The organism is Opitutaceae bacterium TAV5, from assembly GCA_000242935.3.
Classification (GTDB): Bacteria; Verrucomicrobiota; Verrucomicrobiia; order Opitutales; family Opitutaceae; genus Geminisphaera.
In genome coordinates this window covers 4,118,898-4,140,939 of record CP007053.1, presented here as the reverse complement: position 1 = coordinate 4,140,939, position 22,042 = coordinate 4,118,898, and the positions used below count along the sequence as shown (strand labels likewise).

At 64.4% G+C, this 22,042-nt stretch carries 14 protein-coding genes and 1 tRNA gene; 8 read left to right on the top strand and 7 right to left on the bottom strand.

Annotated elements, in window-relative coordinates; genetic code table 11:
• The first annotated feature begins 15 nt into the window (after nucleotides 1-15).
• The 5 genes from OPIT5_17760 to OPIT5_17740 all read left to right on the top strand — a co-directional run bounded on the left by OPIT5_17760 (nucleotide 16) and on the right by OPIT5_17740 (nucleotide 9,548).
• On the top strand, nucleotides 16-1,104 hold the full coding sequence (locus OPIT5_17760; protein ID AHF91790.1) for a beta-lactamase: 1,089 nt from the start codon (nucleotides 16-18) through the stop codon (nucleotides 1,102-1,104).
• Nucleotides 1,105-1,126: 22 nt separating this feature from the next.
• On the top strand, nucleotides 1,127-5,350 hold the full coding sequence (locus tag OPIT5_17755; GenBank protein AHF91789.1) for an acyl-CoA thioesterase: 4,224 nt from the start codon (nucleotides 1,127-1,129) through the stop codon (nucleotides 5,348-5,350).
• Nucleotides 5,351-5,405: 55 nt separating this feature from the next.
• Nucleotides 5,406-6,263, top strand: coding sequence for an AraC family transcriptional regulator (locus OPIT5_17750; GenBank protein ID AHF91788.1), 858 nt, complete (start codon nucleotides 5,406-5,408; stop codon nucleotides 6,261-6,263).
• A 111-nt stretch (nucleotides 6,264-6,374) separates the two neighbouring features.
• Nucleotides 6,375-7,940 (top strand): alpha-N-arabinofuranosidase, encoded by a 1,566-nt coding sequence (locus OPIT5_17745; GenBank protein AHF91787.1) that lies wholly within the window; start codon nucleotides 6,375-6,377, stop codon nucleotides 7,938-7,940.
• A gap of 120 nt (nucleotides 7,941-8,060) precedes the next feature.
• Entirely contained in the window at nucleotides 8,061-9,548 is a 1,488-nt protein-coding gene (locus tag OPIT5_17740) for a glucose-inhibited division protein A (protein ID AHF91786.1), read from the top strand.
• A 750-nt stretch (nucleotides 9,549-10,298) separates the two neighbouring features.
• Here OPIT5_17740 and OPIT5_17735 read toward each other — a convergent pair.
• Nucleotides 10,299-10,372 (bottom strand) — tRNA-Gln (locus tag OPIT5_17735).
• 165 nt (nucleotides 10,373-10,537) lie between these two features.
• On the opposite strand from OPIT5_17735, the gene OPIT5_17730 reads away from it, so the two are divergent.
• From OPIT5_17730 to OPIT5_17720, 3 genes are all read left to right on the top strand, one after another.
• Nucleotides 10,538-11,047 carry a peptidylprolyl isomerase gene (locus OPIT5_17730; GenBank protein ID AHF91785.1) on the top strand — a complete coding sequence of 170 codons (510 nt, stop codon included), beginning with the start codon at nucleotides 10,538-10,540 and terminating at the stop codon, nucleotides 11,045-11,047.
• Nucleotides 11,048-11,138: 91 nt separating this feature from the next.
• Nucleotides 11,139-11,873 (top strand): polyphosphate glucokinase, encoded by a 735-nt coding sequence (locus OPIT5_17725; GenBank protein AHF91784.1) that lies wholly within the window; start codon nucleotides 11,139-11,141, stop codon nucleotides 11,871-11,873.
• 88 nt (nucleotides 11,874-11,961) lie between these two features.
• Nucleotides 11,962-12,975: an inositol monophosphatase gene (locus OPIT5_17720; protein ID AHF91783.1), complete on the top strand. Its 1,014-nt coding sequence runs from the start codon at nucleotides 11,962-11,964 to the stop codon at nucleotides 12,973-12,975.
• Nucleotides 12,976-13,303: 328 nt separating this feature from the next.
• Here OPIT5_17720 and OPIT5_17715 read toward each other — a convergent pair whose 3' ends face one another.
• The 6 genes from OPIT5_17715 to OPIT5_17690 all read right to left on the bottom strand — a co-directional run bounded on the left by OPIT5_17715 (nucleotide 13,304) and on the right by OPIT5_17690 (nucleotide 21,944).
• The gene (locus tag OPIT5_17715; GenBank protein ID AHF91782.1) at nucleotides 13,304-14,290 is read right to left on the bottom strand and encodes an integrase; all 987 of its coding nucleotides are present in this window, start codon (nucleotides 14,288-14,290) and stop codon (nucleotides 13,304-13,306) included.
• A 118-nt stretch (nucleotides 14,291-14,408) separates the two neighbouring features.
• The gene (locus OPIT5_17710) at nucleotides 14,409-15,122 is read right to left on the bottom strand and encodes a nucleotide pyrophosphohydrolase (protein AHF91781.1); all 714 of its coding nucleotides are present in this window, start codon (nucleotides 15,120-15,122) and stop codon (nucleotides 14,409-14,411) included.
• A gap of 92 nt (nucleotides 15,123-15,214) precedes the next feature.
• Nucleotides 15,215-18,046: an autotransporter gene (locus OPIT5_17705; protein AHF91780.1), complete on the bottom strand. Its 2,832-nt coding sequence runs from the start codon at nucleotides 18,044-18,046 to the stop codon at nucleotides 15,215-15,217.
• 176 nt (nucleotides 18,047-18,222) lie between these two features.
• Nucleotides 18,223-19,017 carry a LuxR family transcriptional regulator gene (locus OPIT5_17700; GenBank protein ID AHF91779.1) on the bottom strand — a complete coding sequence of 265 codons (795 nt, stop codon included), beginning with the start codon at nucleotides 19,015-19,017 and terminating at the stop codon, nucleotides 18,223-18,225.
• 23 nt (nucleotides 19,018-19,040) lie between these two features.
• Nucleotides 19,041-20,642 carry a PhoH gene (locus tag OPIT5_17695; protein ID AHF91778.1) on the bottom strand — a complete coding sequence of 534 codons (1,602 nt, stop codon included), beginning with the start codon at nucleotides 20,640-20,642 and terminating at the stop codon, nucleotides 19,041-19,043.
• A 204-nt stretch (nucleotides 20,643-20,846) separates the two neighbouring features.
• Nucleotides 20,847-21,944, bottom strand: a complete 1,098-nt coding sequence (locus OPIT5_17690) for a 3,4-dihydroxy-2-butanone 4-phosphate synthase (protein ID AHF91777.1) — start codon at nucleotides 21,942-21,944, stop codon at nucleotides 20,847-20,849.
• Nucleotides 21,945-22,042: the final 98 nt, after the last annotated feature.

Below are 22,042 nucleotides of genomic sequence, written 5' to 3'. Positions count from 1 at the left end.
GCCGCCGGTCTGACCATTACCGACGCCCTGATCCCTTGGGTCAGCAAGGGCAATGTGGCCGGTCTCGTCTGGCTCGTGGCCGACGCGGATGGCGTGCTTGGCTGCGAAGGCATCGGTCACGCGAATCTTTCCGACAGGCGTCCCATGGATGCGGATGCCCTTTTTTGGATAGCCTCCATCACCAAACCGATGACGGCCGCGGCATTCATGATGTTTGTCGAGGAAGGCAGGATCGGCCTTGACGATCCGGTATCAAAATACCTGCCCGAGTGTGCCGACCTGAGAGTCAAGACGGCATCCGGCGAACTCCGCCCGCCCGCCCATCCGATCACGATCCGCGAAGTCCTGAGCCACACCGCCGGACTCACTTTTCCCTCGTCCGCCAAACCGCCCACGATCGACCGGCCCTCGCTCGCCGAGGCCGTCCATTACTACACGCGCGAGCCGCTGCTTTTTGAACCCGGCACCGATTTTTTCTATTCCAATGCGGGCATCAACACCGCCGGACGCCTCATCGAAGTGCTGAGCGGCCGGAGTTACGAAGACTTCATGCAGGAGCGGCTGTTCACGCCGCTCGGCATGGGTGACACTACCTTCCGGCCCGATACCGGCCAGCTCGCCCGCCTTGCCTCGGCCTACGGTTTCAATGCGGACAAATCCGCGCTCGTGGAGCAGACCTTCCCCCGGCTTCATGACCCGCTTGGCGACCGTGCCCGATACTATCTCGATCCGATGCCTGCCGGCGGCCTGTTTTCCACCGCCGCCGACACCGCGAAGTTTGGCCGCATGCTCCTCCGGGGCGGGGAGCTCGACGGACGCCGCTACCTTCGTCCCGAAACCATCGCGCTCATGGCGAGCCGGCAAATCCCCGCCCACGTGGACAACAACTACGGACTCGGCCTGAAACGCTTTTCCGATGACGGCATTTTCGGCCACAACGGAACCTCCGGCACGAACTTCTGCGTGAACACCAAGAATGGATTCGTCACTGTTTTTTTGATACAACGTACCGACTGGGAAACGGCCGGCGGCGACCGCATGCGCGCCGCGTTCCTGCCAGCTGCCGCCCGGTATAAAACCGCCGCCAAAAATCAATGTGGATAGACGCACACCCGAACGTTTCCTGATGAACACGCCAACCCTGCCTCCGTGGTATCACGCCTTTATTTTTGGACTGCTCGCTTGTCTTGCCTCTGCCGCACAAGCGCAAGCTGACATCCTGCCGTTTCCCGCGGTCAGCCACCGCGACGGCCTGCCGAATGTCACGGCCAGGATCAAGGCCGGTAAAACCGTGCGCGTGGCCTACCTCGGCGGGAGCATCACGGCGGCCAGCGGCTGGCGCGTGCTCACGACCGATTTTCTGAAACGCGAATTCCCGGCTGCGAAAATCGAGGAAATTTTCGCGGCGATTTCCGGCACAGATTCAGCCTTTGGCGCGTGCCGAGTGAAGCCGCAGGTCCTCGACCACGAGCCTGACCTGCTGTTCGTGGAATATGCCGTCAACGACATTGGCATGCCCGAGGAGCGGATCCGCACGACCATGGAAGGCATCGTCCGCCAGACGTGGCGCGCGAATCCCGACGCCGATATCTGTTTTGTCTACACGGTCAGCCAGACCCAACTCGCCGACTACGAGGCCGGCCGCGATTCCCCGACACCCCGCGCAATGGACGCCGTGGCGGACCATTACGGAATCCCGTCAATCCACCTTGGCGTGGAAGTGGCGCACCAGGTGACGGCCGGCAAGCTTGTGGCGCGAGGTTCCGCGCAGGGCAACGATGCCGGCGGGCGCGACAGAGAGGGGCGGATTGTGTTCACGGCGGACGGCATCCATCCGTTGCCGGCGGGACATCGTCTGTATGCTTCGGTGATCGGACCGGCATTGGCGGAAATGTTGAAACAGCCCGCACCGCCGCGTCCGCACACGCTGATCGCGCCGCTCACCGGCACGCCTTGGGAACATGCGAGCATCGGGCTTGTCGAGCGCGCGATGCGCACCGGCGCATGGGAGCAGATTCCGGCGGGCAGCGACATACGCACCTCCTGGCAACCGCCTGACCTGACCCCGCCGCTTTGGGTCGCGACCATGGCGGGGGCATCAGCCACGATCACGTTCGAGGGCGACACGGTCGGGCTGCTCGGCATGAAGGGGCCGGACAACGGGCGTTTTCGCGTCACGGTGGACGATCTGCCTCCGGTGACGGGAACATTTTTCGACGCCTTCAGCCAGGAAGGTCACTACCGGCTTTCGCCGTGGTGGTTCCCGCGTCCATTAAAACCCGGTCCACACACCTTGCGGGTAGAATTGCTCGACGCCGCCGTTGAGCCGATCGACAAGCCCGGCATCCTCAAGAAGCGCGGCTACACGCCCAAAGATCCGTCCGCATTTGCCGCAAACAATCTCTACCTGTGCGGCTTTTTGTTCCGCGAATCTTCAGTCTTTTCCGCTCCGCCCACGGTGCTTGAGTCCGGCTTCGACGCTCCGCCCGCCTCCGCCCGCCCGCTCACGTGGTGGCACTGGATCAGCGGCAACGTCACCAAGGAGGGCATCGCCGCCGATCTTGCCGCGATGAAGGAAGCCGGCATCGCGGGGGTGCAGCTTTTCGACGCAGGCATCTATCTGCCGGACGGCCCTGTGCGCTACGGCACCGACAACTGGCACGACCACGTGCAGTTCGCCCTCAAGACCGCCGCGGACCTCGGCATGGATTTCACGCTCATGAATACGCCCGGCTGGTCCGCCAGCGGCGGCCCCTGGATTACCCCCGAGCAATCCATGAAGAGACTCGTCCGGACCGAGACCGACGTCATTTCCACCGGCCCCGGCGAACCCGTGTCCGCCATGCTTCCCATGCCCCCGGTCCGGGAAAATTTTTATCGCGACATCGTCGTGCTCGCCGTCCCGGACGACGCCCGGATACCGCGACTCCCCGGCTGGGACCAGCGCATCAAGCTCAGCTCCAGGCCCGTCGCGCGCCCCGCGCACAAAAATAAAGACTCCGCTTCCCATGCCATCGCGCGCGACCTCATTCTGGACCTCTCCTCATCGATGGATTCTGGCGGAAACTTCCGTGCCTCGCTCCCCGCCGGCAAGTGGACGCTCCTGCGCTTCGGCTTCACTTCCACCGGCGCCCAAAACCATCCCGCCGTTCCCGAGGGCCACGGCCTCGAATGCGACAAGCTCGACCCCGGCGCCGTTGCGTTTCAATTCGAGCAAAGCATGGGCCGCATCATCCGTGACGCCGGGCCGCTTGTCGGGAAAACCCTCACGGGCATCCTCTTCGACAGCTTCGAGGCCGGTTTCCAAAACTGGACCGACACGCTCCCCACGCAGTTCACCGCGTTGCACGGCTATGACCTCGTCCCCCTCCTGCCCGTGCTCACCGGCCGCATCGTCGAGTCGCCCGAATTCACCGAATGCGTGCTCCACGATTTTCGCGTCCTCATCGACCACGGTTTCAAGGAAAACTATTTCGGCGTCATGCAGCGCCTGGCCCGCGAGCGCGGCCTCATCACCTGGGGAGAAGTGTTTGGCGGCCCGCTCAACCCCTCGGTGATTGCCCCGCGCGTCGATGTCCTGATGACCGAGTTCTGGCATCACGCCCGTTTTCCCGCGCGCATCAAGCTCCTCGCCTCCATCGCCAATATCCTCGACCAGCACATCCTCGCCGCCGAGGCGTTCTCCGCCCGCCCGGAGGAAGACGGATGGAAGGCCGTGCCCTCCATGCTCAAGCGTCCCGGCGACCACGCGTTCGCTTCCGGCGTGAACCGCGTTGTCCTCCACACCTACGCGCACCAGCCCTACGACAACGCCGCCCCCGGCTTCAGCCTCGGGCGCTACGGCACGCGCTTCGGCCGTTTCAACACCTGGTGGCCCTACCTGCGCGCATGGACCGACTACATCGCCCGCAGCCAGTTTCTCCTCCAGCAAGGCTGGAAGCACGCCGACCTTTTGCTCCTGCAAAACGAGGACATCGGCTACGCCTTCCCGACCAGCGAGATCAACCGCATCCCATCCGGCTATGACTTCGACATCGGTTACCCGAAGGACCTTGCCGCGATGAGCATGCGCGACGGCGTGCTTGCGCTCCCGCATGGCCCCGCCTACCGCGTGCTCGTGCTGCCCGGCATGGCCTGGGCGGCCGACATCAACACCCTGCGCCGGCTTGACGAATTTGTGGACGCCGGACTGGTCCTGTTTGGCAGTCCACCCACCACGCCCGCCGGCGTGAACGATTTTAGGCGGCGCGAGGAGTTTGATCGTCTCGTCGCCAGACTCTGGGCCGGTCTCGACGGGAAAAGCGTCACGCAAAAAAAAGTCGGGCGCGGTCTTGTCGTGCGGAGCGCCTCGGTTGCCGATGCGCTCCGCCTCGCAAACCTCGCCCGCGACCTCGCGTGGGAAAGCGAGAACCTTCCGTCGAACATGGACAGCGGCATCAACTTCATCCACCGCCGCCTGAAGGACGCCGATGTTTATTTTGTTTTCAACCACACCGGGGAACCGGTTGCCGACGACTTTGTCTTCCGCACCGCCGGACGCATTCCCGAGCTTTGGGATGCCGTCACCGGCGCGCGCGTGCAGGCCGCCGCATTCAGCGCCGGAGAAACCCGGACCGCCGTGCCGCTCCAGCTTGCTCCCTACGGATCCACCTTTGTCGTCTTTCAAAAGCCGCCCGCCGGACAATCCTCACGCCTCGCCGCCATTCCCTCCGGCGCCGAAATGCGCGCGGGCAGACTTTACACGAGAGAGGCCGCGCCTGGCATCGCGTTTGACGGTCCGTGGCAGGTGGCCTTCACCAACCGCAGTCTCGGCGCGCCCGAGTCGATGACCTTCGACACCCTCTCCTCGTGGAGCGAACACGCCGACGATGCCATCAAGCATTACTCCGGCACCGCAGTTTACCGGAAAACATTCACACTCCCGAAAAGCTTTTCCGCAAGCAATGGACTGACCGCCTTTCTCGATCTCGGACGAGTCGCCGACATCGCGTCGGCGCGTGTGAACGGACACGATGCAGGCGTGCTCTGGGTTGCGCCCTTCCGCGTCGATATTACCCGGCTCCTGCGTCCCGGAGAAAACACAATTGAAATCAGCGTGGCCAACACCTGGGTCAATCGCATCATCGGCGACGAACGCATTCCCGTTCCCTATGGCTATCAACCCAAGGGGACAAGCCGGTTCACCGACGGACGCCTACTGGAGCTGCCGGCGTGGATAAGCAATCCCGAGGGCGGCGCAAAAAATCCGCGCCACACCTTCAGCATGTGGAAGCACTACGACGCCGATTCCCCGCTGCTCCCCGCCGGCCTGCTCGGCCCCGTCAAAATCGAATGGCTCCGCGCCCTGTAGTGCGGAGCTCCAAGTCTGTCCGTCGGGTGTAACGGGGGAGAAATCATAGCTCCACATGCGATTAACCAAAACAGAGGGTTTTTGTGATGTGATCGACCGGCTGGTGGTGGACCAGGCGGCGTGTCCGTTGTTGAAGGAACAGGGGGTGCTCGAAGCGGGGATCACGCACGCAGGCAGCGGGTGGTGTTTTGTCCGGCCCGCACCGGTTTACGGGTTGGTGATTGCGACAATCTCGGGCACGGGTCTGGTCGTCTGCAACGATGGCTGGCAGGAGGCGGGCCGGGAAAGCGTTTACATCATGCCGCCTGGCATGGCGCACGGCTACCGGGTATGCCAGCGAGCGCGCGAATGGAAATACGCCTGGGCAAAATTTGAAACGACGGAAATGTGCCCGGAGCTTTTCCGGCACAAAACCCCGGCATTGTTGTCGGCGGCCTCCTATTCTCTGGAGGCGGCTATTGGGGGGCTGTTCACGGAAGTGACGCGGGGGAATTCGCCACAGCTGGTCGGAATCTGGTGCGACCTGATCCGGGCTTCGCTGACGAATCTCACGGACCGGCGGACCAGCTATTCACGAATCGAAAAACTGTGGGTAATGGTCGCGCGACGGCTTGAAGAGAATCGGGACCTGGAAACTCTGGCAGCGGAGGCGCATGTCAGCAGGGAACATTTGCGGCGGCTTTGCCAGCAACACTACGGTTGCAGTCCGCGTCACCGTCTGACGCAGCTCCGGCTGCGAAAATCCTGCGAACTGCTGCTGCTGACAGACAACACGCTCGAGATGATCGCGGAGCGGGTGGGCTTCAGCGACGCGTTTTGTTTCAGCAAGGCGTTCGCCCGGGAATACGGGGCGTCACCGTCAAAATACCGGGAAAAAGCGAGGGCGGCGGCCAAGGAATCGGGCATGGTGTAGAGCGTTGCGGTAAAATGGCGATGTGGATTTGGGACATGCACCGGGGCGGTTGGAACATGGCAGGATGCGTCGGAGGATGATAGAATCTGCGGCAACATGAAGTCCGTTACCATGCAATCCCCTCTCGCGCCTCCGCTCCGTCCCTCCGCTTGGCAGGCAAGCGTGGCTGTTGATGTGCGCGAGACGTTCGGCGTGATCGAGCCGGAGATTTACGGCCAGTATTTCGAGCATGTGCAGGAATCCGAACAATGCATCTATCCCGCCGTGTGGGATGACCGGTCGCCGCTGTCCGACGAGCGGGGATTGCGCAAGGACGTGGTCGCGGCAGCCCGGGAGATGGCCGTGCCGGTCGTGCGCTGGCCGGGCGGCTGTTTCGCGGACGTGTACCATTGGGAAAACGGAATCGGCCCGCGGGAAAAGCGGCCCGTGTTGCCGAACAGACACTGGGGCGGCACGGAGTCGCACCGGTTCGGGACCGACGAGTTTCTGGCATGGTCGCGGCAGGCGGGGAGCAAACCGTATCTCAACGTCAACCTCGGCTCGGGCACGCTCGACGAGGCGCTGCGCTGGCTGGAATATTGTAACGGCGACAAGGATACGGAACAGGGCAGGCGTCGCGCGGCGAACGGCCATGCGGAGCCTTACGCCGTGCGGTATTGGGGAATCGGCAACGAGACATGGGCTCCGTGGGAAACGGGGCAGATGGACGCGGCGACATATGCGAGGACGCTGGCGGAGTGGGCGGCGGCGATGAAAAGACAGGACCCTTCCATCAGGATTCTCGCGGTGGGTTCGAGTGCGGGCAACGATCCGGAATGGGACCGGAAGGTGCTGGCCAGCGCCGGCGAACTGATCGACTGCCTGACGCTGCACATTTACGCCAGCTCCACGCAGGATGTGGCGGATGAATACGACGCGGTGGTTTTCACGCCGGGTTATTTCGATTTCCAGATCAGGAAGATGCTGCGGGCGATCGACGAGGCCCGGGCCGAAGGCGTTTTGAAGAAGGAGGTGCGAATCTCGATCGACGAGTGGAACATCCGCCACTTCGCGACGGGCAAGGGGGAATTCCACGACAGCCTGCGGCGCAGGGATCCGCGCAACGTGGAGGACGCGATGTTTGTGGCGGGCGCGTTGAACGTGATGCTGCGGCATTGTCCGCGCGTGGCGATGGCGAATTACGTGTTCCTCGTGAACGGTCACGCGCCGTTGCTCGTCAACCGGGACCGGGTGGTCAGGACGCCCCTGTTTCATGTCTTCCGGCAATACACCAAATGGATGCGGGGAACCTCGCTCAGGACCATCACGCAATGCCCGGTCGTGAAGACTCCCCCTCCCCGCATGGGCGGGATGTCCGACACGGCGTATCCGGAAGGTTATGACAGGCAGGAGGCTTCCCTGCTGGACTCCGCGGCGGCATTGCACGACGACGGCACGATCGTGCTGAGCCTGGTCAACCGGCACCGTTCGGACCCGGCGGAGGTCGCGTTGAGGCTGCCCGCGGGCTATCGCGTGAAGCGCTCCTGGACGCTGGGGCACGAAGACCCCAAGGCAGCCAACGATTTTGAAAATCCCGACAGGGTGGTGCCGATCGAGAAGGACGCAGGCGAAACGGTTTCCTCGTGGATCTGTGCTCCGAAGACGGTGGTGCTGCTTTCCTGCGGCAAGGACAACTGACTCTCAATGAATCAAATGACCATGAATCCTGCAAAAAACGATGCCGCCGCGCAGACTGCGGCCCGGGAAAGAACGGAGTTGGAAAACGCGAAGGGCAGCGTGAGGGAACCGACACGGCTGGTGCCGGTGACGCATGAGCCGGACGTGCTGGTGATCGGCGCCGGTCCGGCGGGCATCGGTGCCGCGCTGGCGGCGGCGCGAAACGGCGTGAAGGTGCTGCTGGTGGAGCGTTACGGTTTTCTCGGAGGAAACCTGACGGCGGCGATGGTGAATCCGATGTTCACGTTTCACGACATCCATGGCGAACAGGTCATCCGGGGAATCGCGGGCGAGCTGGTAGAGCGGCTGGTGGCGTTGACCGCCTCGCCGGGACACGTGACGGACCTGACATTCGACAACGCCTCGATGACCCCGTTCGACCCGGAGGGGATGAAGCTGGTGTTGTTTGACATGATGGAGGAGGCCGGAGTGGAGCTTTTGTTGCACAGCACGTTTGTTGACGCGGTGGCGGAAGGCGGCCGGGTGCGGCATGTGATCGTCGAGAACAAGTCCGGCCGGCAGGCGATCCGTCCGAAATTCGTGATCGACTGCTCGGCGGACGCAGACGTGGTGGCGAGGGTCGGCGCACCGTTTGTGAAGGGACGGGAAAGCGACGGAGCGATGCAGCCGGTGACGCTCTTTTACCGGATCGGCGGGGTGAACTACGCCACCCTGCGTGGCTGGATGAAGGCAAACCGCGATCTGCTGAAGGACTCGCCGAGTGACGGGGAGATCGACTCGAACGGGACCCTGGCGTTTCTCGGGCTTTCCGATCTGGTGAAGAAGGCGATGCAGGCGGGCGAGTATCCTGAGGAAGCGGCGCCGAGGATTCTGATGTATCAACTTCCCAATGACGGTCAGATCGCGGTGAACTGCACGCGTCTGCAAGGGATCGACGGGACGCGGGTGGAGGATTTGACGAGGGCGGAGATTGCGACGCGGCGGCAGGCATGGCAGATCCATCGTTTTCTCCGCAAGCATGTCGGCGGGTTCGGGAACAGCTACATCGTCGATACCGGCGTGCAGGTGGGGGTAAGGGAAACGCGACGCATTGTCGGAGACTATACGATGACGGAGGACGACGTGCTGGCCAGCAGGGCGTTCCCCGACGGGATCGCGTGCGGGACGTTCGCGATCGACATTCATCCGCCGGATGGAAAGCAGCAGATTTTCACCGGTTCCGGCAGGGCTGTGTACGAGATTCCGTATCGCAGCTTGCTGCCTCAGAGCATGGATAATCTGCTGGTGGCGGGTCGTTGTATTTCGGCGACGCATCATGCGTTCGGTTCGGTCCGTGTGATGGCAACGGCGATGGCCGTTGGTCAGGGCGCAGGAACAGCGGCGGCGCTGGCGGTGAAAACAGGAGTGACATCCCGAGTGGTGAGCACTGGCGAAGTGAGATCACTTCTGCTGCAGCAAGGACAGTATTTGCTGAAAGCCGGTGCGCCATCGATCACGGAGGAAAATTTACGGTTGAAGCGCACACAGGGTGCGGGCGTGCGCGCAGGGCATCACAATCCGTTTATGAACCCTTCCTGCGGAGTGGAGACAGACAAAGAATCTCTTTGAAGCCGACTCCAGCAGAACGCATGACGCTTTGCGTTTACAGGCTTGTAATAGCAGCCTTGTCCGAGGCCGACCAGATCAGGCTGTTTCTGGAAATAAAGAAAGATTTTGAAGACCGCCCTGGAGCGCAAGTTGTGGCCATGCCGTGGACAACTCCAGGGCGCGGCAGCCTCTGCGGCCCATCGGTGGCCAACGCTCCCGGGCGGGAGGCATGGCTCCGGGTTGTCGCCTGTTCAACCTCCAACTGCCGGTCAAGGCACAGGAACGGAAATAGCCCGGCGCTGTTTCGCATGGTACCGGTCAACGTGCGGTGCGCTACGGCATCGGCTGACAGGCGAACGCTGCCACTTTTTCATCACGGTAGAGAGAAGTGTCGTGAGGGGAGAGCCGGAGGGGAATCGAGACTTCCCCCGGACTGCGAAACGAGCCGGCCTGTTCGCGTGTCCGCCAGACCGGAGGCTTGGACGGCTAGGGAGGCCGGAAACGAAGCCGTCCATTCGACAATGACTGGCGAGGCGCAGCCTCAATAAGCACCCCGGAAAAGGTAGTGAGACATAAGCTCGAAATCGGTCCCGGGTATAAAGCACGCCATGAATGAAACGCTGCCTTACACCCGAAAACCGGTCGTTCGGGAAACCAGATACGAACCTCGCCCCAAGGTGCTTTACACCTCGGTTTTTGCTTCCCGTTTAAAAACAAAAACTTCCGCAAGGTGTAAATCACCTCTGCGGAAGTTCGTATTTTGTTGAAGAGTGGCTGCCCGACATGGGTTCGAACCATGACTAGGCGAGTCAAAGTCGCCTGTGCTACCATTACACCATCGGGCAAAAAGTGCCTTTCCCCGAAGGAAAGGGCGCAGAGCGTGTTTGGCATTCCCGGGCCTCGTCAACAGGGAAAAATACCCCGCCCTCACAGCCGCCCCTATGCGCGCCTGCCGATGTTGCCGCTGATGTGGCTTGACCCGGCGCTCCGTTCCGCCCGGGTTTGGCAGGATGCCCAACGTCATTTCCTTTCATTACACGCTGCGCGGCCCCGATGGACGCGTCCTCGACACCTCCATCGGCGGACAGCCGCTCTCGTACCTGGAAGGCGCCGGGCAGATCATCGAAGGGCTCGAGGAGGCCCTCCGTGAACTCGCCTGCGGCACGCGGACCAGCGTCCACGTCCCCGCCGCCCGCGCCTACGGCGAGCGCGACGATGCCCAGGTGCAGCGCGTGCCGCGCAACCAGCTTCCCGTCGAAGGCGAAATCCGCGTCGGCGACCAGTTCCAGACCGGCCCCGAAGCCTGGGATCCCGTCGTCACCGTCCAGGCCGTCGAGGGCGACGACGTGCTCCTCGATGCCAACCACCCGCTCGCCGGGCTCGACCTGACGTTCGATGTCGAGGTGGTCTCCACCCGCCCCGCCACGCCCGGCGAGACCGAAAACCCCGGGCAGATCGTCGCCGGGCCGGATGGCCACCCGGGCGCCGGATGTGGCAACCCCGATTGCGGATGTCATTGATACCGGCCGCCGTTTTGTTTTTCCATACCGGCCTTACTCTCCGTACACCTCCTGCAACCGGCACACCCGCATACACATCTCTCCCTCCCGCATGAACGTCCTCGGCATTGATATCGGCGGCTCCGCGCTCAAGGGCGCGCCCGTGAACACCAAAACAGGAAAACTCCTCGCGCAGCGTCACCGCATCGCCACGCCCGACGCCCTGTCGCCCGTCGAAATGGCCGGCCAGATCTGCCAGCTCGCCGCGCATTTCAAATGGAAGGGCCCCATCGGCATCGGCTTCCCCGGGGTCATCCAGTCCAACGTCATCCGGACCTCCGCCAATCTCCACAAGGACTTCATCGACTGCCACGCCGGCAAGCTCTTCTCGAAAGCGACGAAGCAGCGCGTGGAGCTGGTCAACGACGCCGACGCCGCCGGCCTCGCCGAAGTCGCCTTCGGCGCCGGCAAGGGCAAGCGCGGCACGATCCTCATGCTCACGTTCGGCACCGGCGTGGGCAGCGCGCTCTTCCTCGACGGCCTCCTCTACCCCAACACCGAATTCGGCCACCTCCGCCACAAGGGGAAGTCCTACGAAAAATTCGTCTCGGCCGGTGCGCGGGAGAAGAAGGATCTTCCGTTCAAAAAATGGGCTCCCCGCGTCAGCGACTACATCAACGAACTGGAAACGCTGACCTGGCCGGAGCTGATCATCATTGGCGGCGGCATCAGCTCCGAGCACGCAAAGTGGTTCAAGCACCTGAAACTGCGCGCTCCCGTCGTGCCGGCCCGCTTCCTCAACGAGGCGGGCATCGTCGGCGCCGCGCTCAACGCCGCCCGCGCCTGACGCCCGCCGCGGCAGGGCGGATGATTTCTGCCCGCCCTTTCCGCGCAGGCTCGCCGGCGAAGCCGCAATCCGCATCGTCGGCCCGCACATGATGACTCCAGGACAGCTCCACCGCCTCCGTCGCCTGCTCTGCTCGCTCCAGGATTCCACGCGCGATGCCCTTGTCGCCGCCCGCCGCCGCCCGGCCCGCCATTTTGCCAAGGTCGCCGCCGTCACGTCGGCCGACACCATCTACGCCATCGACCGCGTCTCCGAAGCCGCCATCACCGCCTGGTTCGACCGGCACTGGCCCGCCGCCGAATGGCCCGTACAGGTCGTCATGGAAGGGATTGAGGACGACGACACCCCGCTGACGTTTCCGCGCGGCACACCGGTCAACCGCACGCTCCTGAAAGTGATCCTCGATCCGATCGACGGCACGCGCGGCATCATGTACGACAAACGCAGTGCGTGGGCGCTCGCCGGCGCCGCCCCGCAGCGCGGCGCGCGCACGCATACGGGCGACATTTTCGTCGCCGCCATGAGCGAGCTCCCCACGAGCAAGCACGCCGTCGCCGACCAGTTCAGCGCCGTGCGCGGCAGCGGCCTCGTCGCCGAGCGGATCGATCTCGCCACCGGACAACGCAAACGCTGGCGGCCGCGCCCTTCGCAGGCGCGCGATTTCGATCACGGTTTCGCCTCGTTCGCCCGGTTTTTTCCCGAAGGCAAGGCATGGCTCTCCACCCTCGAGGAAAACCTCTGGAAGCAACTTGGCGTTTTCGGCCGCAACGGCGGGCAGCTCGTCTTCGACGACCAGTACATCAGCACCGGGGGACAACTCTGCGAGCTCATCGTCGGCCACGACCGGATGGTCGCCGACATCCGGCCGATCGCCTTCGAACGGCTCGGCCTGAGCGGCGCGCTCGCCTGCCATCCTTACGATATCTGCACCGCGCTTCTCCTGCGCGAGGCCGGCGGCGTGATCGAGGACCCGCTGGGGCGTCCGCTGCGCGCGCCGCTCGATACGACCACGCCGGTTTCGTGGATCGCCTGGGCCAACCCGCACCTCGCCCGCCTCGTGCGGCCGGTGCTGCGGCGGTTGCTGGCCCAGGGGGGGATGTAATACCAGCGTCCCGAATGTTTTTGATTTTACACAAAGGCCGCAAAGGACGCGAAGAAGGTAACTGGCAATCCTTTGCGCTCTTTGCGAGCTTTGTGTGAAAATCTGAAGGCTTTGGGGCCTGGGTATAAATCCAGCCTCCGGGTCCGCATTCGTTCTCTTTCTCGTTCTCCTCTCCGGTTTCTTCTTCTTCGCCGCCGCCTCTTCCTCCTCTTCTTCTTTCTCCCGCTCACGAAGAGAGAACGAAAACGAGCAGGAGAAGGAAGGCAAACCGGAGAACGAGAAGGAGAACGAGAATGAATCGAGCTCCCCCCCCCCCGCGGGTGGGCGCTTATGCCCGCGGATGCGCCTTGTCGTAGATGTCGCGAAGGCGGGCGACGCTGACGTGAGTGTAGATCTGGGTGGTGTTGAGGCTGGCGTGGCCGAGCAGTTCCTGGACGAGGCGGAGGTCGGCGCCGGCGTTGAGCAGGTGCGTGGCATAGCTGTGCCGGAGCTTGTGCGGCGAGAGATCGAGCGGGAGGCCGGCCAGCGCAAGGTAACGTTTCAGCATGAGCTGCACCTGGCGGACGGGCATGCGCGTGTGCGCCGGCGTCACCAGCACCGGGGCGGCGTGCGAGGTGTCGCGGGCGTATTCGTTTTTCCACTTCACGAGCACCGCGAGGGCGATTTTCCCGAGCGGGCAGAGGCGCTCTTTTTGACCTTTGCCGAGGACGCGCGCGACGCCGCTGGTGAAATCGATCCGGCCGTAGTCGAGCGCCACGAGTTCGCTGACGCGCAGGCCGCCGCCGTAAAGAAGCTCCATCGCCAGCCGGTCGCGCCAGGCGATGAAGGGGGTGATGCCGGAGACGTTTTCGAGCAGGCGCTGGGGGCCGGTGAGCAGGAGCTTCATCTGCTGCTCGGTGAGAAATTTCGGGAGCCGCTTTTCGAGTTTGGGAAGCGCGAGGCCGATGAGCGGGTTGCGGGTGACGCGTCCGTGCCGGAGCCAGTATTTGTAAAACGCGCGCAGGCCGGAGACGTGATTGTGGAGCGTGCGGCGGTCGAAACGGCGCTGTCCCTCGATCACGAAGTCGCGGAGATCGCGCGGCGTGAGGGAGTCGGGAGCGAGGTCATCGGGGGCAGCGGAGCCGGCATCGGGATCGGCCGGTTTGCGCAGGCCGGAGGCGACGAGCCAGCGATAAAAATCCTCGAACGCCTGGCGGTAGTTGCGAACCGTATACGGCGAATAACGGCGTTCCCGGGCGAGGTGATCGAGAAAAGGAGTCAACCACCCGGCGACGATGGCGGGCGGCACGGCTGGCTGTTGGGCGTTCCCGGTCACGGCGGTTTTTTAACCACTAATGGACACTAATAAGAGAAAGGCGGAGGAAGAGAGAGAGGGGGGGGAAGATGCCATGTCTTCGTCATTTTTTTCCGAATACCATTTCGATGTCTGGCCATTAGTGTCCATTAGTGGTTAAAAAGGTTTGGTTCTGGTCCCGGACCTTCGCCTCGACGGCGGTTTTTATCCGGTCGGTTTCGCGGCGGAGGGCGCCTTCGGGGTCGAGGCCGCGCTCGCGGGCGGCGGCGGCGAGCTGGAAAAGGTGCCGGCCGAGGCGTTCGTCGTCGAGGTGCGCGGCGACGGCCCTGATCTGCGCAGCGTCGGCGGCGTCGCCGACGGGCAGGTTTTTATTCCCGACGCCGATCTTCCCGATCTGTTTCCAGATGGCCTCGGCATACATGAGCGCAGGCAGGCGCGGCGGCTGTTCCTTGAAGAGGCCGGATTGCGCAGGGCCGTTCTTTTTTTCCTGCGCCTTGATCTCCTCCCACTTCACGAGGACGTCGGCGGCGGTGCCGAGTTTGCGGTCGGCGCCGAAAACATGCGGATGGCGGCGGATGAGTTTTTCATTCACCTCGCGCGCCACGTCATCGAGGTCGAACGCGCCGGTTTCGGAAGCGATCTGCGCGTGAAAGATGACCTGGATGAGCACGTCGCCGAGTTCCTCGCGCATGTGCGGGAGATCGTGCCGGTCGATGGTGTCGATGAGTTCGCTGACCTCGTCGATCAGGCAGCGGACGAGGCTGGCGTGGGTTTGCTCGATATCCCAGGGGCAGCCGCCGGGGGCGCGGAGGCGGGCAATGGTTTTGCGGAGGTCGTCGATGGCTGCGCTCATGGGCAAGAAAGCAGCGGATGCGGCGACGGGTCGCAAACGGAAAGCGCGCCGACGGCGAGACGCAGCCGGGCGGGCTGGCCGGCCCGCAAGCGTTACGGCAGACCGGCGGACGGGTAGCGGCGCGGGTGACGGAAGCGGCGGAGGCCGATGACGAGGGCGAGCGCACCGAGGCCGGCGAGAACGGTGCAGGTTACAGGCTCGGGAATGGCGGAGAAAATCACATAACCGGCGGAATCCAGACCGGAGGCGAAGTAGCCGTCGAGGCGGATGAGGGAGAGCTGCGAAATGGCAAGGCCGGCGCTGGACGAGAAGCCGAGGGAGTCGGAGCCGACATTGAAGTTGAGCAGGGTGAGCGTGTCGGTCCAGCCGAGCGCGGAACTGTCGAGGAAGGTGAGCGTGGTGGCGCCGGAATGGCCGGCGCCGAAATCGAGGATGGAGCCGGCCGTGAGGAGGAGCGTGCCGAGCGTGGTGGAAAACCCGTCGAGATCGAGCGTGCCGCCGGCCAGGGCGAGTGCGCCGTGGGCGGGCAACGCGCCGGCCGCGCCGAGGCGCAGCACGCCCGCCCCGACCGTCGTGCCGCCGGTGTAGGTGTTGGCTCCGGTCAGAATCGTGGTGCCGTCGCCCAGCTGGCTGAGCGCGCCGCTGCCGCTGATGGTTCCGGCGAAGGTCAGGGTGTCGGAACGGTTGAAGGCGAGGATGCCGCCGTTCGTCACATTGCCGGCGATGGAGCCGTCAGTCCCGCCGTTGCCGACCTGCAGGGTGCCGCCGGTGATGGATACCGGCTGCGTGGAGGAAAACGCCCGGTCGATGATCCAGGTGCCCGCGTCCTGTTTGGTGAGCCTGCCGCTGAAGGTGGTCGAGCCCGTCACCGCTTCGGAATAAAGCTGGCTGCCCGTCGCGCCGCCGAGAGTGAGCGTCGAACTCGTAGAGGTGCCGATGTCGAGGTCGCCGTCGATGGTCGAGCCGATGCCGAGTGTCACCTTGTTGATTTTGCTGGCGGCCATGACCACGTTGCCGTGGATCGTGCCGGTATTGGTGACAGTGCCGGTGATGTTGGTGAACCGGACGCCGCCATTGATGGCGCCGCTGTTGGTGAGGGTGCCGGTGACGGAAATGGACAAACCGGTGTCGAGGTTGAAGGCGACGCCGGCGTTCTGCGCGTTGGTGGCGAGGGCGCCGGTGAGGGTGCCGCTGTTGATCACCGTGCCGCCGCCGTCCACATACACCCCCCAGCGCCGGCCTTCGATGGTGGAACCGGCGTCGTTGATCACGGTGCCGTTGCCCCATCCTTCGGCCCCGCCGAGGCTGGTCACATACACCCCGGCCCTGCCGCCGGTGACGCTGGTGGAGCGGATGGTGCTGTTGCCGGTATTGTGGACGGTGTGGTTGGCCGAAGCGTTGTTTTCGACATACACGCCATCACGGTAACCTTCGATGAGGCTGTTCCCGCTGTTCTCGAGCGTGGCGGCACGCGGGGCTCTGGTCGAGACGCCGAGCCAAACCCCGTATCCCCACCCCGACCCCGAGCTGCGGATGGTGCTCCCGCCGCTGTTGGTGACGGTGCCGGATTCGAGGTACACGCCGGCGTCTCCTTCGATGAGACTCCCGCCGGTGTTGACGAGCACGTTTTGCGTGCCTCCGCTGAGATACGCGGCGATGCCGCCGGGAGCGAGAATTTGTCCGCCGTTCTGATTGGTCAGATGGACGCCGCTGTCATTGATGATACCGGCAGGGCCGCCGGGGGTGTCTTCATAGGTAATGCTGATGCCGATGGAGGCGTCCACACCATTGCCGCGGGAGGACGAGATGACGCCGCCCGTGTTGGTCAGGTAATTCATGTCCGGGTTGGAGATAGCCACGGCGGCTTCGTAGGAAGCCTCGCCGGTGCGGATCGTGCCGGTATTGGCAACGTTGCCTCCGCCATCGGTGATGTAGACGGGCAAGCCGCCGACAAGCGTGCCCTGGTTGTCCAGCGTGCCGCCGTCCTGCAGACGAACGTTCTTGTTCAGGACGATGCCCGGATCGATGGAGAGAGTGGAGGCGGCGCCGGTTACCCGGGCATAGGCATTCTGGGCATAGGGACCGAGCGCCTGATCGTTGGCGACGACGAGCGTGCCGCCGGAAACCGTCGTCATGCCGGTGTAGACACTGGCCCCCGAAAGGGTAAGCGTGCCCGCGCCGGTCTTCGCGAGAGCGCCGTTGCCGGAGAGGGAAGTTGAAATGCCGATGTCGTGGCCGTTGGTGTCGATGGAGGCGCCGCCGGCCTGGATCGTCACACTGCCCGCCGGGAAGCCGGAAAGGAAATCCGCCTCGTCTGCGGTGGCGCGCAGGATGCCGTTGTCGAACGTGATCGCGGCCGCGCCCGGACCCCGGACGATCTGGCCGGTTTCGAGGACGCCGGCGTCCGAGAGGATGAGCGTGCCCGAGGACCCGGCAAGTGAACGGCCCAGCCAGGTCCTGTTCGTGCCGGTGGTCACGAGGCCGCCGTTGATCGTCAGGGTGCCGGTGCCGGCAACGCCGTCGCCGATCGTGAGTTCGCCGGCCTGCCAGAAGCCGGCGCCGCTGACGGTGACGGCGCCGGTCGTGTCGTCGCCGATCGTGCTGGAATCGCCGACTACCAAGGAGCCGTCGATGACCAGGATGCCGGGATTGGTCCTGCCGATGGTAACGCTCCTGGCCTCGGCGGCCACGTCGGCGCCGATTGTGATCGTGACGGACGGGGAACCGCCGATGGCGACATCGTCCGCCGCAGTCGGCACGCCGCCCTGCCAGAGCGAGGCCGTCTCCCAGTCGCCGCTGGCGACAGTCCCTATGCTGGCGGCGGAAACGGGAGGCGGGGCGGGAAAGAGACAGATGACGACGGCAGAAACCGCGAAAAGGCGGGAGAAGGATGTGGTAGTACGGAAGCTCATGCCGCCCATCATATTTGTTTCTAGGAAAACTGTCTTCCCTCTGATGAGAGGGAGATCTGCCGTTTCCCTGCATCCCCCCCCTCCCTCCGACGCGGCGGGGCGCAATGATCCGCTCAGCGCATCATCCGGACCATGCGGCCGGCCTCGGCATGCGAGACGGACGCACCTGCCGCGACGCGACGCCGGGCTCAGCCGCGACGGCCGAGCCAGAGGGCCATGAGACCGATGCGGCCACTGACGCCGTATTTGCGCAAAATCCCGGTGATGTATTTGTGCGTGGTCTTGGGCGACTGCCCCAGCTCGGCGGCGATCTCCTTCTCGCTGCGCTCGGTGAGCAGGAGGCGGACGATGCGGTGTTCGGCGGCCGAGAGCGGCGCGCCGGCGAGCAGGAGGCCGTGGCTGAGCATCAGCTCCCGCTGGAACCACTTGAGCCCGCGCAGGGCGTAGCCGACGAGTTCGGCGTCGGCCGCCGTGAAGCGCTGGTTGGTCCCGCAGCGGTCGACGAGAAAAAACGATTCGGTGTCGGCGTTGACGGGAAAGCCGACGAACAGGCGGTCGGTGATGCCCGCCGCCTGATAAAATGCCCGGTAATGCGCCGTCTGCCGGAAGGCGTCCATATCCACGAATCCGTCGTGAAGCCGGTGCACGCGCAGCCGCCCGACGCCGGCCACGAGAGCCCGGGTCGTCATGCCGGGGTCGGTGTCCTGCTCCACCTGTACCCGACGACTGAGACTCCGGATCGAGGGCGCCAGCCGCATGTGACGGACCACCAGTCCCCGCCAGCCCCGCTGGGCATCGCGGCGGGCGGCAGCCCCGCGCGCAAGCCGCGCGGCTCCCACCCAGACGACATCTCCGGCGTCGAGCCAGCCGGAGAGTTTCCCCATCAGGTGAAGCAGCGCATCATCCGTCCGCGAGGCGGGAAAATCCGCCAGTTCGTCCCAGAGCGTGTGGATGGCCTCGCGCTGCGGGTCGGTCAGGGACATGAGGCGGAGTAGTGTTTTTTTTGCTACAACAGGTCGGCGGCGAGTTCGGCGAGGCGGGAGCGTTCGCCCTTCGTCAGTTTCACGTGCGCGGCGAGGGCCTGGCCTTTCATCCGGTTGTGGCAATAGACGAGCCCGTTGCTGCGCGCGTCCACGTAAGGGTTGTCGATCTGCGCGGGATCGCCGATGAGGATGATTTTCGAGCCTTCGGAAATGCGCGTGATGACCGTCTTGACCTCGTGCGGTGTGAGCTGCTGCGCCTCGTCGAGGATGAAGAAGCGGCGGGCGATCGAGCGGCCGCGGATGAAGCACAGCGCCTCGATCTCCACGAGCCCGCTCTTGATGAGGCGCTCGTAGGGTTTGGCCGGGGCGGCGACTCCGCCGGAGCCGTTGCCGTTGTGGTGGCCGGGAGCCGAAACGGTCGCCGGCGCCGGAACGGCCAGAGCGGCGGCGCCCGGCACGCCATCGTGATGGTGCTTCTGCTTTTTCTTCGACGCCTTTTTCGTGGCAAACTGCGGCTCCTTGGGCGGCTTCGAGGGGATGAGCACCTCGAGCGCATCGAAGTAGGGCTGGAGCCAGGGTTTCATCTTCTCCTCCATCGTGCCGGGGAGGAAACCGATGTCCTTGCCGAGCGCCATCACGGGGCGCGAGATGGAGACGCCGTCGTAGCGCGAGTGGTCGTCGTGCGTCTGGTGCAGGGCGGCGCCGATGGAGAGCAGCGTCTTGCCGGTGCCGGCCTTGCCATAGCAGGTGACGAGCGAGATGGTGTCGTCGAGAAGCGCGTCGAGCAGGAACTGCTGCTCGAGGTTGCGCGGACGGATCGGGATGCCGCCGGGAGCTTTTACGAACTCGGGAAGCTTGAGGCGGCGGACCACGCCTTCGCCATGATAGCGGGCGGGCATCGTCTTGCCCTCGGCGGAGCGGAGCAGGATGTATTCGTTGAGGTACAGCGGGCCGGGCGGCTGCACGTCCTGACCGGTGGCGGCGGCCTCCTGGCCGAGATCAAAAAAGCCTTCGGAGCAGAAACGCTGCAGCTCGTAGATCGTGACGGGGACGACGCGGTAGGAGACCTCGTCGTCGGCCAGCGCCGCGGGGACCTTGTCGTTGAGATAATCCTGCGCCTCGAGGCCGACGGCGCGGGCCTTGAGGGCGACGTTGACGTCCTTGGTGACGAGGATCGTGGGCGGCGGCCAGGCATCCTTGACGAACAGCGCGGCGGCGATGATGCGGTTGTCCTTTTTCGAGAGGTCGGGAAGGACGGCGCGGAGGATGCGCATGCCGGGCGCGTCGTGGAGCGCCGGGTCGGCGAGCCACGGGTTGATGATCACCGAGAGCGTGCCGCCGTTCTCGAGCCGCACGCCCTCGTGCATGGAGCGCGAGTCGGGCAACAGCTCCGAGAGGATGCGGTGCACGCGGCGGGCATTGCGGCCGCGCTCGGTGGACTGTTCGACCTTGATGGCATCGAGTTCTTCCAGCACTTCCACCGGGATCGCGAGGTTGTTATCCTCGAACTTGAAGATCGACTGGGGGTCGTGCAGCAGGACGTTGGTGTCGAGCACGAAGGTCTTGGCCTTCGCAGAGAACTTGAGCCGTGATTTTTGGGCGATGGCCCCGCTCAGGTGTTCCATGTTGTGGATAACGTGTGAATAACCGTGCGCAGGTTGCGCGGGTTGTCGATGGCGGACTGCAAATTTTTGAAAAAACGGAAAACAGGTTCCGCAATTGCAGGATTCATGCCGAACCGCGCCCTGTAGCTGCGAACGTGAGTTCGCAGGCAATAACAAGTTCGCAGCTACGCCGACCGGGTACGCGCCCCGGCACCCGGGCGTTTTTCAGAGCGCCACCTGATCCACGATTTCCAGGCCGTGGCCGTCGAGGCCGACGACACGGCGGGGGTTGTTGGTCAGGAGGCGGATCTTTTTCAGGCCGAGCGCCGAGAGGATCTGCGCGCCGATGCCGTAGGCCCGGAAGTCCATCGACTGGCCGTCCGGGCGGCCCTCGAGGCGGCGGACGATGTCCGCGCCGCCCTGGCTGTGCTCCATGTAAAGCAGCACGCCGCGGCCGGCGCGGGCGATCGCCTCGAACGAGGCGGTGAGCGAATGGTGGCTGTCGGAGCCGCGCAGGCGGAACACGTCGCCGAGGATGTTTTCGGCATGCACGCGCACCAGCGTCGGTTCCGCGTCGGGCGTGCCGAGGGCGAAGGCGAGGTGATGGCGACCGTCCAGCCGGTTGCGGAAAACGTGCAGCGTGAAATCGCCGAACTCGCTCGGGAAGGGCCGGGTGAAAATGCGTTCCACGAGCTGGTCGCGCTGCGACCGGAATTCGATGAGCTGGGCGATGGAAATCATTTTCAGCCCGAACTTTTTCCTGAACTCGATCAATTGGGGCAGGCGCTGCACGGTGCCGTCGTCGTTGACGAGTTCGCAGAGCACGCCGCTGGGGTGCAGGCCGGCGAGCGTGGCCAGATCGACGGCGGCCTCGGTGTGGCCGGCGCGTTCGAGGACGCCGCCCGGGCGGGCGCGGAGCGGGAAGACGTGGCCCGGCTGCACGAGCTGGTCGGGGCGGGTTTCGGGATCGGCGAGGAGTTTTATCGTGTGCGCCCGGTCCCAGGCGCTGATGCCGGTCGTGATGCCCTCGGCGGCGTCCACGGTGACGGTGAAATCGGTGCGCTGCACCTCGCGGTTTTGCTGCACCATGGGGCCGAGGCCGAGGCGGCGGAGCTGCGGCTCGATCGTGGGCACGCAGACGATGCCGCTGCAGTAGCGGATCATCATGTTGACCGTTTCCGGCGTCACCTTCGAGGCGGCCATGATGAGGTCGCCCTCGTTTTCGCGGTCCTCGTCGTCGGTCACGATGACGAGTTTGCCGGCGGCGATGTCCTGGATCGCGGCTTCGATGGAGTCGAAAGGAGAAGGCGTGGTGTCGGCCATGTCGGGAAGGTGCGGAGAATCCGCGAGCAGTCCCGGGTTGTCAACGACCCCGGGGAGGACGGGCCGCCGTTCCCGTGCATTCGCGCCTTGTCTCCCGC

Bases quoted from the DNA above. Each gene is read 5' to 3' on its own strand.
- OPIT5_17755 (AHF91789.1), top strand. From the start codon at position 1,127: ATGAACACGCCAACCCTGCCTCCGTGGTATCACGCCTTTATTTTTGGA.
- OPIT5_17750 (AHF91788.1), top strand. From the start codon at position 5,406: ATGCGATTAACCAAAACAGAGGGTTTTTGTGATGTGATCGACCGGCTG.
- OPIT5_17745 (AHF91787.1), top strand. From the start codon at position 6,375: ATGCAATCCCCTCTCGCGCCTCCGCTCCGTCCCTCCGCTTGGCAGGCA.
- OPIT5_17730 (AHF91785.1), top strand. From the start codon at position 10,538: ATGCCCAACGTCATTTCCTTTCATTACACGCTGCGCGGCCCCGATGGA.
- OPIT5_17725 (AHF91784.1), top strand. From the start codon at position 11,139: ATGAACGTCCTCGGCATTGATATCGGCGGCTCCGCGCTCAAGGGCGCG.
- OPIT5_17720 (AHF91783.1), top strand. From the start codon at position 11,962: ATGATGACTCCAGGACAGCTCCACCGCCTCCGTCGCCTGCTCTGCTCG.
- OPIT5_17710 (AHF91781.1), bottom strand. From the start codon at position 15,122: ATGAGCGCAGCCATCGACGACCTCCGCAAAACCATTGCCCGCCTCCGC.
- OPIT5_17705 (AHF91780.1), bottom strand. From the start codon at position 18,046: ATGATGGGCGGCATGAGCTTCCGTACTACCACATCCTTCTCCCGCCTT.
- OPIT5_17700 (AHF91779.1), bottom strand. From the start codon at position 19,017: ATGTCCCTGACCGACCCGCAGCGCGAGGCCATCCACACGCTCTGGGAC.
- OPIT5_17695 (AHF91778.1), bottom strand. From the start codon at position 20,642: ATGGAACACCTGAGCGGGGCCATCGCCCAAAAATCACGGCTCAAGTTC.
- OPIT5_17690 (AHF91777.1), bottom strand. From the start codon at position 21,944: ATGGCCGACACCACGCCTTCTCCTTTCGACTCCATCGAAGCCGCGATC.